Below are 14149 nucleotides of genomic sequence, written 5' to 3'. Positions count from 1 at the left end.
TCACTCTGGCGCGTCCAGTGAAAGCGGGCGTTCCACCAGCAAGATCACAGCAAGAGCCGCAATGCCTTCTTCGCGTCCGGTAAATCCAAGGTGTTCAGAAGTTGTCGCTTTTACATTTACCTGGGAAATATCTGCTTCCAGCAAAGTCGCAATCGATTCGCGCATCTGTTCAATAAATGGTGCCAGTTTCGGTTTTTGGGCGATAACCGTGCAATCCACATTGCCAAGTTCATAGCCCTGTTCTTTCACGTATTGCCAAATATGCGTCAATAATTTTCTGGAGTCGGCGTCTTTAAATTCCGGATCCGTATCCGGGAAATGCTTGCCAATGTCTCCTCCGCCAATTGCACCGAGTGCTGCATCTGTAATCGTGTGAAGCAAAACATCTGCATCCGAATGTCCGAGCAAGCCCCGGTCATGAGGGATTTCAATGCCCCCTAAAATGAAAGGTCGCCCTTCCGCTAACTGATGTACATCATAACCTTGTCCAATCCGCATCATCTTTGCCCCTCCTGTATCTGGCTTTCCAAAATGGCTTTGCCATAAATCAAATCTTCCGGTGTCGTCATTTTCACATTCTCATACGTGCTTTCCACTATTTGCACGGGATGGTTCAAGCGCTCTACGAGCATCGCTTCGTCCGTTCCCAAAAACCCGTCTTCCACAGCTGCCTTGGCTGCTTTTAAAATTAGTTCATACGTAAACGCCTGAGGGGTTTGCACCATCCACAACGCATTGCGGTCGACGGTCTCCGTGATAATCCCATTGTCCGCTTTTTTGATGGTGTCTTTTACCGGCACCGCTGCAATGGCCGCGCCGCACGCCTTGGCCGTCTCAACCAGGCGCGTAATGACATCTTGCGAGATGAACGGCCGGGCTGCATCATGCACCAGCACAACGCCACAAGGCGGAATCGCTTCAAGACAAGCCCGCACACTGTCCTGCCGCTCCATTCCGCCGTCTGCATAGCCGTGAACTTTTGTGATCTTGTATTTCGTCACATACTGATCGATGATTTGCCGTTCTTCTTCTTTCACCGCAAGCCAAATAGCTTCACACGCTGGATCTTGCTGGAACACTTCCAGCGTGTAAAGAAAAATCGGCTTGTCAAAAAGCTCGAGCAATAATTTGTTTTTATTTGCTTTCATTCGTTTCCCGCTGCCTGCAGCAGGCAAGACGACTGTATAGTTCATATTGTTACATCCTTTATCCATTCATTGAGGCTTGGCGGCCTTCACGAGGTTTCGCAAAAATCATGCGCCCTGCAGAAGTCTGCAATACACTCGTCACGGTCACATCAATAGCCTGCCCAATATACCCTTTTCCATCTTCAATAACAATCATTGTACCATCATCCAAATACGCTACGCCTTGATTTTGCTCTTTGCCGTCTTTAATGACCACTACATGCATGTCTTCACCCGGGATAACCACAGGTTTTACCGCATTGGCCAAATCATTGATATTTAAAACAGGGACATTGTGCAATTCGCAGACTTTATTCAAATTAAAATCATTGGTTACCACTTGGCCGCCCATTTTCTTCGCCGCGCGCATCAGTTTCAAGTCCACTTCACTGACTTCATCAAAATTTTCTTCCGTAATCATAATAGCACCTTCGCGCTCACTTTGGAGGCGTTTTAAAATATCCAAGCCGCGCCGGCCGCGCGTCCGCTTCAACGTATCGGAAGAATCGGCAATGTGCTGCAGTTCCGACAGTACGAATTGGGGTACGACAAACGTGCCTTCCATGAACCCGGTAGCGGAGATGTCGGCAATCCGGCCATCAATGATCACGCTGGTATCGAGCAGTTTATACGAAACTTTTTCAACAGGCGGTGCTTCAATTTCCGTTTTCTTATTTGCCGAAACCAGTCTTTGGGGAGTTAGCATCGAAATGATCTCTTCCCGCTTTTGGAATCCTACGGCAAAACCCAAATATCCGAGTACAACGGATAAAATAATTGGTGCCGCTGTAGCAACGATTGGAATATCAATGGTATTCAAAGCAAATCCGATCAGAAACGCAACGACCAACCCAATGATGAGTCCGATTGTCCCGAACAATAAATCCGGTGTCGGGGCATGAAGCAGCTTTTCTTCCATCCACTTCATAAACTTCACAATTAAATCCGCAAATAATAAAGACAATACAAAGAAAATAAGCGCGCCGATCAAGGCTGAAACGATTGCATTATTGATCCAGGGGCTGTCGGGAATAGGGATAAGTTCAAATACGTAAGGAAAAAATATGATTCCAACTGCAGCGCCAATCAGCAAAAACAAAATCTGGATAATTTTTTTTAACATAGACTCCACCTCCTTTTTTATAATTATACACATTTTGCATGAGAAAGGCTTTCAGGACCCTTGTTAGAATAAGGAAAAGAAAAAGGAGGCACCAAGTGCCCCCTCATTGTGGAAAAATTTCTTTTAATGCATCATTTACACTTTCAACGCCAATGACCCGAATGCCTTCCGGATAATCCCAGCCGCCTAAGTTGGAAGCAGGAACAATCGCGCGTTTAAACCCAAGTTTTGCTGCTTCCTGGACCCGCTGTTCAATCCGCGAGACCCGGCGCACTTCACCTGTTAGCCCGACTTCGCCGATGATGCAGTCATACACATTCGGCGCTTTGTCGCGGTAGCTTGAAACAATGCTTGCAAGCACCGCCAAATCGATTGCCGGTTCGTCAAGCTTCACGCCGCCGGCCACTTTGATATAAGCATCCTGTGCCTGCAAAAGCATACCTGCGCGTTTTTCCAGCACCGCCATGATCAGCGAAACACGGTTTTGATCAATTCCTGTTGCCATCCGTTTCGGATAGTTGAAGCTTGAAGGCGTGACCAATGCCTGAATCTCCACGAGAATCGGACGGGTCCCTTCCATCGAAGCGACAACCGTCGACCCTGCTGCACCGCTCGACCGCTCCTGCAAAAACAGCTCCGACGGATTCAAGACTTCTTTCAAGCCGCTTTGCAGCATCTCAAAAATCGCAATTTCATTCGTTGAACCAAAGCGGTTTTTCACGCTGCGCAAAATGCGGTACGTATGATGGCGCTCGCCTTCAAAATAAAGCACAGTATCCACCATATGCTCAAGAATCCGCGGCCCGGCAATCTGCCCTTCTTTTGTAACGTGGCCAACCAGGAAAATCGCGATATTTTTTGTTTTCGCAATTCGCATCAATTCTGCTGTACTTTCCCGGACTTGCGTCACGCTTCCCGGTGCTGAAGTCACTTCCGGATGATGGACCGTTTGGATAGAGTCAACCACCACAAAATCAGGCGCTACTTCTTCTATGGTATGGTGAATCAATTCCAGATTGGTTTCTGCATAGATATACAATTCCGAAGAAGACGCATCCAATCGTTCTGCACGCAACTTGGTTTGGCGGATGGATTCTTCTCCTGAAATATACAAGACGCGGCTGCCGCTATTAGCGAGCATCGCTGAAACTTGAAGCAGCAAGGTGGATTTCCCGATTCCCGGGTCTCCACCGATCAGTACCAGTGAACCCGGCACAATGCCGCCGCCAAGCACACGGTTCAACTCGCCCATCTTCGTCTCTACACGCGGTTCTTCCTGTGTTTTAATCGAGTTGATCGGCGTCGCTTTTTGAGAAACAGTAGCCGAATGCTGAAAGGCACCGCGCGTTCCTTTAGGAGCTGCCACTTCCACTTCCTCAACCATCTGGTTCCACTCACCGCACCCAGGGCATTTGCCCATCCATTTCACTGACTCATAACCGCACGATTGGCAAATAAACTTCGTTTTTTTCTTAGCCATGTGGGGCCTCCTTTTCCAAATAAAAACGCCCGCCGAAGTCCGGCGAGCGGATTGTTTAACTTATTTATTTTGTTTCAGTTGCAATCGGTTCTTTCGTACGGACCACAAAATCATCATCTTCGACATCAAACACAATTCGTTGACCCGCAATGGCTGTTCCTTTTAACAATTCTTCAGACAAACGGTCTTCGACATGTTTTTGAAGTGCACGGCGAAGTGGTCGTGCCCCGTATTCAGGATCATACCCTTCTTGCGCCACTTTTTCAAGCGCTGCTTCTGTCAATTCCAAATCGATGTTTTGCTCTTTTAAACGATCCGTCAATTGTTTCGACATCAAGTTCACAATCTCTCTCAAGTTCTCTCTTTCAAGTGAGTGGAACACGATCATGTCATCGATACGGTTCAAGAACTCAGGGCGGAAGGCTTTTTTCAACTCAGCCAACATTTTGCCTTTCATGTCTTTGTAATCCGTTTTCGCATCTTCCAAGTTGAAACCAACGTATTTGTTGTATTTCAGCTCTTCAGCACCAACGTTTGAAGTCATGATAATCACGGTATTGCGGAAATCGACTCTGCGTCCTTTGGAGTCTGTCAAACGGCCATCTTCAAGCACTTGTAAAAGAATGTTGAAGACATCCGGATGCGCTTTTTCAATTTCATCCAGCAAGACGACGGAATAAGGTTTTCTGCGGACTTTTTCAGTCAGCTGGCCGCCTTCTTCATAACCGACATAACCTGGAGGCGATCCGACAAGGCGTGACGTCGAATGTCTTTCCATGTACTCGGACATATCAATACGGATCATTGCGTCTTCATCGCCGAACATCGATTCAGCAAGCGCACGGGCAAGTTCTGTTTTACCAACACCAGTAGGCCCGAGGAAGATGAATGAACCAATTGGACGTTTCGGATCTTTCAATCCGGCACGCGCGCGGCGAATCGCTTTGGAAATCGATGTTACCGCTTCTTCCTGACCAATTACGCGGTTATGAAGAATTTCTTCCAAGTTCAATAGTTTCTCAGACTCGGTTTGCGCTAGTTTGGAAACCGGAATGCCAGTCCACATAGAGACCACTTTTGCAATGTCTTCGACTGTTACTTCAGATTCTTCTTTGCCTTGCTTTTCTTTCCATTCTTTTTTCGTTTTATCTAATTGATCTTTTAATTTTTGTTCAGCATCGCGCAAAGAAGCTGCCTTTTCAAACTCTTGGCTTTGCACCGCTTCATTTTTCTCAGAACGGGCTGCATCCAGTTTTGCTTCAAGCTCTTTCAAATCTGGTGGAGTGGTATATGAACGAAGTCTTACTTTAGAACCTGCTTCATCGATCAAGTCAATCGCTTTATCCGGCAAGAAACGGTCTGAAATGTAACGGTCCGACATTTTTGCTGCCGCTTCAATCGCTTCATCCGTAATTTTCACCCGGTGATGCGCTTCGTAACGGTCGCGTAGCCCTCTGATGATCAAGATTGTTTCGTCTACTGATGGCTCGTCTACTTGAATCGGCTGGAAGCGTCGTTCAAGAGCTGCGTCTTTTTCAATGTATTTACGGTATTCATCTAATGTTGTAGCGCCGATACATTGCAATTCACCGCGTGAAAGAGAAGGTTTCAAGATGTTTGATGCGTCAATCGCACCTTCTGCTCCACCTGCACCGATCAATGTATGCAACTCATCGATAAAGAGAATGACATTGCCGGCTTGGCGAATTTCGTCCATCACTTTTTTCAGGCGATCTTCAAATTCCCCGCGGTATTTGGTGCCTGCAACCACAGTTCCCATATCCAATACCATCACACGTTTGTCGCGTAAAGTTTCCGGCACTTCATTGTTGACGATTTGCTGGGCCAACCCTTCAGCAATCGCTGTCTTACCAACCCCTGGCTCACCGATCAAGACCGGGTTGTTTTTCGTACGGCGGCTTAATACTTCAATAACACGGGTGATTTCCTGGCTTCTTCCGATAACCGGATCCAAGCTTCCTTCACGTGCCACTTGTGTCAAATCGCGAGCTAAACCATCTAAAGTCGGCGTGTTGGCAGAAGCATTTGGGCTGCTACCAGTAGACGCCTGCTCATTGCTGCCTAACAATTGCAAGACTTGCTGACGCGCTTTATTCAAGCTGACGCCTGCATTGCCTAATACACGTGCCGCTACGCCTTCACCTTCACGGATCAACGCAAGCAGTAAATGCTCAGTGCCGATATAAGAATGGCCCAATTTGCGGGACTCATCTACAGACAGTTCAATAACTTTTTTAGCACGAGGTGTATAGTGAACGATCGGGCCGACATCTTTTTCGCCGACTCCCACCAGTTCTTTAACGCCTTCTTCGATCAATTGCGTATTAACTTCGATAGCCTCTAGAGCTTTAGCAGCAATACCGCCGCCTTCACGAATTAAACCAAGCAAAATATGCTCTGTTCCAATTGATTCATGTTTCATGCGAATAGCTTCTTCTTGAGCTAATTGAAGCACTTTTTGTGCGCGTTGTGTAAATCGATTAAACATCATGCGAATTCCTCTCCTTCATGGGTTGCTTTTTCTTTATTCAAACGCTCGCGGAATAATTTCGCGCGGGCAACATCACGTTCTTTGGGCTGCAGCGGTTTCCCGGCATATTGCTGAAGAAAAGCCGGCTGCATAAAAATCATCAATTCATTCAAAATGGACATGTCCATATCTTCGATCATTTTTAAATCAATGCCTAAGCGAACATCCGATAAACAAGTTGCTGCTTCTTCCGTAGACAATAAACGGGAATAGGTCAGCGTTCCAAGAGACCGGTAAATCCGGTCCTCCAAAGCAAGTGGTGAGTTGTTTAAAATAGCCTCTCTAGCCAATCGTTCTTGGTGAATAATCTGTTCGGTCATATTCTGCAAATCCTGCAAAATATCGTATTCCGACTTCCCAAGAGTCATTTGGTTGGAAATCTGATAGACATTGCCTAAAGCTTCGCTGCCTTCTCCGTAAATACCTCTTACGACCATTCCTAAACGTGAAATCGCTGGAATTATACGTGTAATCTGATGGGACATCGTCAACGCCGGCAAATGCAGCATGACAGAAGCTCTCATTCCTGTTCCGGTATTCGTAGGACAGCTGGTTAAATAACCAAACTTTTCATGGAAGGCATAGGAGAGATTTTTTTCCAGCAAGGAATCCAATTGGTTGGCTGCCTGATAGGCTTCTTGCAAATGAAACCCCGACTGCAGACTTTGTATCCGCAAATGGTCTTCTTCATTGACCATGACACTAAGCTCTTCATTCTCTGACAGCAGGACTGATCCTGAATGTGTCCCATTTGCCAAGTAAGGGCTGATCAAGTGTTTCTCAACCAATACTTCCCTTTGCAGCTTAGGGGTTTCCTGTATATTAATATGTGTAAACGAATGATTCAACTCATGTGCTTTATCAAGGAGAACAGAAGACACTTCTTTATCCACTTTTAGTGCTTCATCCTCCGAATATGAATAGGGAAATTGGAAGTCACTTAAATTGCGTGCCAGCCGAATGCGTGTACTCATGGCAATATCGACATTATCACCATCATTCGCCATCCAGCTGCTGGCTCTTGGTTGCAAAAAACGTTCAATTGCCATCCGGGACACCTCCTTCAAGCTGAAGATTTAATTCTTTAATTTCATCCCGGAATTTTGCTGCTTCTTCAAAATTCTCATTTTGAATTGAAACTTGCATAAGCTTTCTTAGTTCTTCTATTTCTTTTCGTATCTTTAATGTGCTTCCATAAGAAGCAGGAATTTTTCCAGCATGTTCAAAATTGCCGTTGTGAAGCCGTTTAAAAATGTTTTCTAATTGTGGTTCAAAGGCTTCATAACAAGTTGCACAACCGAATTTTCCCAGCTCCAAAAACTTTGTAAAAGTAAATCCGCAAGAAGGGCAGACCGCCACTTCTTTTTTCACTGGACTTACTGAAGTTTGCTGTTTAGGAAACCAATTAGACAACAATTGATGAATAGCCATAGGATCTTGTTCAAAAACAAAATTTAAGTTGTGGTTTTCAGCAGCACAGACGTGACATAAATGACGCTCCGTCATCTGTCCCTGCATCTTTTGTTTAACAATTACGGAAGCAGGACGTTCTCCGCATTGATCGCAAATCATTTTATCACCCCTTATGTGTTTGACTGATACTTTAAAGTAAAGAGCATCGCAATAAGTATCCTTGCCCTTACTTCATCTCGAACCGGCAAAGGCAAAAGCAAAGTGGAGCGGTCGATGGCACTTAAGATTAATTTCGCTTCTCGTTTGGATACGACATCTTCATCCAAGAGCCGAAAAACAATGTCTTCTGCCATGCTCTGAGTAGCTCCATTTTCCAGGCGGCCGATAATATCAGAAATCACATCAGATTTCTGATGCATCCTAATCCGCTTGATGCGGATATAGCCGCCCCCGCCTCTTTTGCTTTCAACCAGATAGCCCCTATCGACAGTAAACCTAGTGTTAATCACATAATTTATTTGAGAAGGCACACATTGAAATTTTTCTGCTACTTCATTTCTTTTTATTTCAATATGGTCTCTCTCGCTTAATTCGATAACTTCTTTCAAATAACCTTCAATCACGTCTGAAATATTCCGCATCGCCTTCACCTCTTCGATACATAATACGTCAAAAGCTGACTTTGACTATATTTGACTTTATTATACACCATGCATTTTAAGGAATTCAAATAGAATGATTTGCAGAAGGCGTACGTCAAAAAAGCCTCGAGAAAAATCCCAAGGCTTTTGCACATACTATTCTTTATCTAATATTCGTTTCATAAAATCTTTTGCATGACTCGAAATCGACGTAGTTTCTTCTTCTCGGTATTTAGTCAACCATTTTGTTCCTTCACGCCAAACTTCTACTACGTCGCCTTCAGTAACGTCATGTGTAAAATCTGTTACTGGAAAAGTGTACTGATCAGTGTCGCCATTAATAGGGGTTAACAAAGCCGTTCTTTTATCAATTGTCTCTACTTTATATAATCCCGGTTTCATCACCATCACCTCTCTTAAGCTTTTCCCGTAAAACAGAAAGTTCAATCCTTAGAAAGAAATTAATCAAAAATGATCACTTATGCTTATTTCAATTTTGAATAAGCGATAAAGAAAACACAAAAAAGCCGCCGCCGGAAATACCGGCAACGGCTTTTTTTCTTGGCCCAGCAATGTCCTACTCTCACAGGGGGAAACCCCCAACTACCATCGGCGCAAAAGAGCTTAACTTCCGTGTTCGGGATGGGAACGGGTGTGGCCTCTTTGCCATCATCACTGGACATGAGTGCTTGCGCCCTCAAAACTGGATATGCGACATTGAAAACAACGGTGTTTGGTTAAGTCCTCGATCGATTAGTATTCGTCAGCTGCACGCATCGCTGCGCTTCCACCCCGAACCTATCTACCTCATCGTCTTTGAGGGATCTTACTTGCTTGCGCAATGGGAAATCTCATCTTGAGGGGGGCTTCGTGCTTAGATGCTTTCAGCACTTATCCCGGCCACACATAGCTACCCAGCGATGCCCCTGGCGGAACAACTGGTACACCAGCGGTGTGTCCATCCCGGTCCTCTCGTACTAAGGACAGCTCCTCTCAAATTTCCTGCGCCCGCGACGGATAGGGACCGAACTGTCTCACGACGTTCTGAACCCAGCTCGCGTACCGCTTTAATGGGCGAACAGCCCAACCCTTGGGACCGACTACAGCCCCAGGATGCGATGAGCCGACATCGAGGTGCCAAACCTCCCCGTCGATGTGGACTCTTGGGGGAGATAAGCCTGTTATCCCCGGGGTAGCTTTTATCCGTTGAGCGATGGCCCTTCCATGCGGAACCACCGGATCACTAAGCCCGTCTTTCGACCCTGCTCGACCTGTACGTCTCGCAGTCAAGCTCCCTTGTGCCTTTACACTCTGCGAATGATTTCCAACCATTCTGAGGGAACCTTTGGGCGCCTCCGTTACTCTTTAGGAGGCGACCGCCCCAGTCAAACTGCCCGCCTGACACTGTCTCCCGCCCCGATCAGGGGCGTGGGTTAGAATTTCAATACAACCAGGGTAGTATCCCACCGACGCCTCCCCCGAAGCTGGCGCTCCGGGTTCTCTGGCTCCTACCTATCCTGTACAAGTTGCACCAAAATTCAATATCAGGCTGCAGTAAAGCTCCACGGGGTCTTTCCGTCCTGTCGCGGGTAACCTGCATCTTCACAGGTACTATAATTTCACCGAGTCTCTCGTTGAGACAGTGCCCAGATCGTTACGCCTTTCGTGCGGGTCGGAACTTACCCGACAAGGAATTTCGCTACCTTAGGACCGTTATAGTTACGGCCGCCGTTTACTGGGGCTTCAGTTCGCACCTTCGCTTGCGCTAAGCACTCCCCTTAACCTTCCAGCACCGGGCAGGCGTCAGCCCCTATACGTCACCTTACGGTTTTGCAGAGACCTGTGTTTTTGCTAAACAGTCGCCTGGGCCTATTCACTGCGGCTCTCTCGGGCTATACACCCTACCAGAGCACCCCTTCTCCCGAAGTTACGGGGTCATTTTGCCGAGTTCCTTAACGAGAGTTCACTCGCTCACCTTAGAATTCTCTTCTCGCCTACCTGTGTCGGTTTGCGGTACGGGCACCTCCCGCCTCGCTAGAGGCTTTTCTTGGCAGTGTGAAATCAGGGACTCCAGGGCGCAATGCCCCTTGCCGTCACAGTTCAATGTTTGCGGAAACGGGATTTGCCTCGTTTCCCACCTTGCTGCTTGGACGCGCTCAACCAACGGCGCGCTCGCCTTATCCTTCTGCGTCCCCCCATTGCTCAAACGGCGGGGAGGTGGTACAGGAATATCAACCTGTTGTCCATCGTCTACGCCTATCGGCCTCGACTTAGGTCCCGACTGACCCTGAGCGGACGAGCCTTCCTCAGGAAACCTTAGGCATTCGGTGGACGGGATTCTCACCCGTCTTTCGTTACTCATACCGGCATTCTCACTTCTAAGCGCTCCACGGATCCTTCCGGTCCCGCTTCGACGCCCTTAGAACGCTCTCCTACCACGGACATCTGAGATGTCCATCCACAGCTTCGGTAATCCGTTTAGCCCCGGTACATTTTCGGCGCAGTGTCACTCGACCAGTGAGCTATTACGCACTCTTTAAATGATGGCTGCTTCTAAGCCAACATCCTGGTTGTCTAAGCAACGCCACATCCTTTTCCACTTAACGGATATTTGGGGACCTTAGCTGGTGGTCTGGGCTGTTTCCCTCTTGACTACGGATCTTATCACTCGCAGTCTGACTCCCAAGCATAAATCACTGGCATTCGGAGTTTGTCTGAATTCGGTAACCCGGGATGGGCCCCTAGTCCAAACAGTGCTCTACCTCCAGGATTCTCAATCTTGAGGCTAGCCCTAAAGCTATTTCGGAGAGAACCAGCTATCTCCAGGTTCGATTGGAATTTCTCCGCTACCCACACCTCATCCCCGCACTTTTCAACGTGCGTGGGTTCGGGCCTCCAGTAAGTGTTACCTTACCTTCACCCTGGACATGGGTAGATCACCTGGTTTCGGGTCTACAACTGCATACTCATTCGCCCTATTCAGACTCGCTTTCGCTGCGGCTCCGGCTTCTCACCTTAACCTTGCATGCAATCGTAACTCGCCGGTTCATTCTACAAAAGGCACGCCATCACCCATAAACGGGCTTTGACTAGTTGTAGGCACACGGTTTCAGGATCTGTTTCACTCCCCTTCCGGGGTGCTTTTCACCTTTCCCTCACGGTACTGGTTCACTATCGGTCACTAGGTAGTATTTAGCCTTGGGAGATGGTCCTCCCGGATTCCGACGGAATTTCACGTGTTCCGCCGTACTCAGGATCCACTCAGGAGGGAAGCGATTTTCGGCTACGGGGCTGTTACCCACTGTGGCGGACCGTTCCAGGTCGCTTCGCCTAACCGCTTCTTTTGTAACTCCGTATTGAGTGTCCTACAACCCCAAGAGGCAAGCCTCTTGGTTTGGGCTGATCCCGTTTCGCTCGCCGCTACTCAGGGAATCGCATTTGCTTTCTGTTCCTCCAGGTACTTAGATGTTTCAGTTCCCTGGGTCTGCCTTCTCATGTGCTATGAATTCACACATGGATACCGCCCCATTAAAGGCGGTGGGTTCCCCCATTCGGAAATCTCCGGATCAAAGCTCACTTACAGCTCCCCGGAGCATATCGGTGTTAGTGCCGTCCTTCTTCGGCTCCTAGTGCCAAGGCATCCACCGTGCGCCCTTTCTAACTTAACCATTAGAAAGTCGACCGAAAAAACCGGTCTCATCACTCGTGTTGCTTGTTTTCGTTGTTTCAATGTCGTCATATCCAGTTTTCAAAGAACAAGCTCGTTTTCGCGCAAAAAAAAAGAAAACGATTGGTGGAGCCTAGCGGGATCGAACCGCTGACCTCCTGCGTGCAAGGCAGGCGCTCTCCCAGCTGAGCTAAGGCCCCAAGAAGTTATGGTGGGCCTAAATGGACTCGAACCATCGACCTCACGCTTATCAGGCGTGCGCTCTAACCAGCTGAGCTATAGGCCCTCTTGGGTATTCAAAATGATCAGGAAAGTTCTACTGAACCTTCAAAACTGAACGCAAAACGTCAACCGAAACCCGCAGGTTTCGTTCCGAATATATCCTTAGAAAGGAGGTGATCCAGCCGCACCTTCCGATACGGCTACCTTGTTACGACTTCACCCCAATCATCTGTCCCACCTTCGGCGGCTGGCTCCACAAGGGTTACCTCACCGACTTCGGGTGTTACAAACTCTCGTGGTGTGACGGGCGGTGTGTACAAGGCCCGGGAACGTATTCACCGTGGCATGCTGATCCACGATTACTAGCGATTCCGGCTTCATGCAGGCGAGTTGCAGCCTGCAATCCGAACTGAGAACGGTTTTCTGGGATTGGCTCCCCCTCGCGGGTTGGCAGCCCTTTGTACCGTCCATTGTAGCACGTGTGTAGCCCAGGTCATAAGGGGCATGATGATTTGACGTCATCCCCACCTTCCTCCGGTTTGTCACCGGCAGTCACCTTAGAGTGCCCAACTGAATGCTGGCAACTAAGATCAAGGGTTGCGCTCGTTGCGGGACTTAACCCAACATCTCACGACACGAGCTGACGACAACCATGCACCACCTGTCACCGCTGTCCCCGAAGGGAAAGCCCTGTCTCCAGGGCGGTCAGCGGGATGTCAAGACCTGGTAAGGTTCTTCGCGTTGCTTCGAATTAAACCACATGCTCCACCGCTTGTGCGGGCCCCCGTCAATTCCTTTGAGTTTCAGCCTTGCGGCCGTACTCCCCAGGCGGAGTGCTTAATGCGTTAGCTGCAGCACTAAGGGGCGGAAACCCCCTAACACTTAGCACTCATCGTTTACGGCGTGGACTACCAGGGTATCTAATCCTGTTTGCTCCCCACGCTTTCGCGCCTCAGCGTCAGTTACAGACCAGAAAGTCGCCTTCGCCACTGGTGTTCCTCCACATCTCTACGCATTTCACCGCTACACATGGAATTCCACTTTCCTCTTCTGCACTCAAGTCCCCCAGTTTCCAATGACCCTCCACGGTTGAGCCGTGGGCTTTCACATCAGACTTAAAGGACCGCCTGCGCGCGCTTTACGCCCAATAATTCCGGACAACGCTTGCCACCTACGTATTACCGCGGCTGCTGGCACGTAGTTAGCCGTGGCTTTCTGGCGAGGTACCGTCAAGGTGCCAGTAGTTAATTGGCACGGTTTCTTCCCTCGCAACAGAGTTTTACGATCCGAAAACCTTCATCACTCACGCGGCGTTGCTCCGTCAGACTTGCGTCCATTGCGGAAGATTCCCTACTGCTGCCTCCCGTAGGAGTCTGGGCCGTGTCTCAGTCCCAGTGTGGCCGATCACCCTCTCAGGTCGGCTACGCATCGTCGCCTTGGTGGGCCGTTACCCCACCAACTAGCTAATGCGCCGCGGGCCCATCCTGCAGTGACAGCCGAAACCGTCTTTCCGTAACCTCCCAGGAGGGAGGTCAAACTATTCGGTATTAGCACCGGTTTCCCGGAGTTATCCCGATCTGCAGGGCAGGTTGCCCACGTGTTACTCACCCGTCCGCCGCTAAACGCTTGGAGCAAGCTCCAAGTGTTCCGCTCGACTTGCATGTATTAGGCACGCCGCCAGCGTTCGTCCTGAGCCAGGATCAAACTCTCCATTATAGAGAACTGACTTGCTCAAATTCTGCTGGCGTCTCGCCGTTCCGAAGAACGCACGAGTCGCTTGATCTGGCAATGCCTGATCAGTAGTTGTTTGCGCGGGCCGTTTTGCGCGGCCGTTGCTATTGTTGACGTTTTGCTGTTCAGTTTTC

General features: G+C 48.5%; 9 protein-coding genes, 2 tRNA genes and 3 rRNA genes. All 14 read right to left on the bottom strand.

The window, feature by feature from the left end; genetic code table 11:
* The 14 genes from ispF to QWY22_RS00450 all read right to left on the bottom strand — a co-directional run bounded on the left by ispF (window position 1) and on the right by QWY22_RS00450 (window position 14000).
* The gene (gene ispF / locus QWY22_RS00515) at window positions 1-501 is read right to left on the bottom strand and encodes a 2-C-methyl-D-erythritol 2,4-cyclodiphosphate synthase (protein WP_053167075.1); all 501 of its coding nucleotides are present in this window, start codon (window positions 499-501) and stop codon (window positions 1-3) included.
* Entirely contained in the window at window positions 498-1193 is a 696-nt protein-coding gene (gene ispD / locus QWY22_RS00510; RefSeq protein WP_053167073.1) for a 2-C-methyl-D-erythritol 4-phosphate cytidylyltransferase, read from the bottom strand. Before ispD ends, ispF begins: the two co-directional genes overlap by 4 nt.
* A gap of 13 nt (window positions 1194-1206) precedes the next feature.
* A complete protein-coding gene (locus QWY22_RS00505) occupies window positions 1207-2310 on the bottom strand; it encodes a PIN/TRAM domain-containing protein (protein ID WP_074511514.1) in 1104 nt (367 codons plus the stop codon).
* 103 nt (window positions 2311-2413) lie between these two features.
* Window positions 2414-3790, bottom strand: coding sequence for a DNA repair protein RadA (gene radA / locus QWY22_RS00500; protein ID WP_036803828.1), 1377 nt, complete (start codon window positions 3788-3790; stop codon window positions 2414-2416).
* Between the two features lie 64 nt (window positions 3791-3854).
* A complete protein-coding gene (gene clpC, locus QWY22_RS00495) occupies window positions 3855-6302 on the bottom strand; it encodes an ATP-dependent protease ATP-binding subunit ClpC (protein WP_036803827.1) in 2448 nt (815 codons plus the stop codon).
* Window positions 6299-7390: a protein-arginine kinase McsB gene (gene mcsB / locus QWY22_RS00490; RefSeq protein ID WP_300982482.1), complete on the bottom strand. Its 1092-nt coding sequence runs from the start codon at window positions 7388-7390 to the stop codon at window positions 6299-6301. Before mcsB ends, clpC begins: the two co-directional genes overlap by 4 nt.
* Window positions 7380-7913: a UvrB/UvrC motif-containing protein gene (locus tag QWY22_RS00485; protein WP_300982481.1), complete on the bottom strand. Its 534-nt coding sequence runs from the start codon at window positions 7911-7913 to the stop codon at window positions 7380-7382. The genes mcsB and QWY22_RS00485 overlap by 11 nt, the downstream gene beginning before the upstream one ends.
* An 11-nt stretch (window positions 7914-7924) precedes the next feature.
* Window positions 7925-8395 carry a CtsR family transcriptional regulator gene (locus QWY22_RS00480; RefSeq protein ID WP_300982480.1) on the bottom strand — a complete coding sequence of 157 codons (471 nt, stop codon included), beginning with the start codon at window positions 8393-8395 and terminating at the stop codon, window positions 7925-7927.
* A 156-nt stretch (window positions 8396-8551) separates the two neighbouring features.
* On the bottom strand, window positions 8552-8797 hold the full coding sequence (locus QWY22_RS00475; protein ID WP_300982479.1) for a hypothetical protein: 246 nt from the start codon (window positions 8795-8797) through the stop codon (window positions 8552-8554).
* A 162-nt stretch (window positions 8798-8959) separates the two neighbouring features.
* Window positions 8960-9075, bottom strand: a 5S ribosomal RNA gene (gene rrf, locus QWY22_RS00470).
* Window positions 9076-9128: 53 nt separating this feature from the next.
* Window positions 9129-12063 (bottom strand): 23S ribosomal RNA (locus QWY22_RS00465).
* A 123-nt stretch (window positions 12064-12186) separates the two neighbouring features.
* Window positions 12187-12262 (bottom strand) — tRNA-Ala (locus tag QWY22_RS00460).
* Window positions 12263-12271: 9 nt separating this feature from the next.
* Window positions 12272-12348: transfer RNA gene (locus QWY22_RS00455), tRNA-Ile, on the bottom strand.
* A gap of 102 nt (window positions 12349-12450) precedes the next feature.
* A 16S ribosomal RNA gene (locus QWY22_RS00450) occupies window positions 12451-14000 on the bottom strand.
* Together the 16S, 23S and 5S rRNA genes with 2 tRNA genes alongside form the textbook arrangement of a ribosomal RNA operon.
* Between the last annotated feature and the right edge of the window lie 149 nt (window positions 14001-14149).

The sequence above is a fragment of the Planococcus liqunii genome, from assembly GCF_030413595.1.
GTDB lineage: Bacteria > Bacillota > Bacilli > Bacillales_A > Planococcaceae > Planococcus > Planococcus liqunii.
The sequence above is the reverse complement of the archived record's forward strand: the minus strand, read 5'-3'. Positions and strand labels throughout refer to the sequence as shown.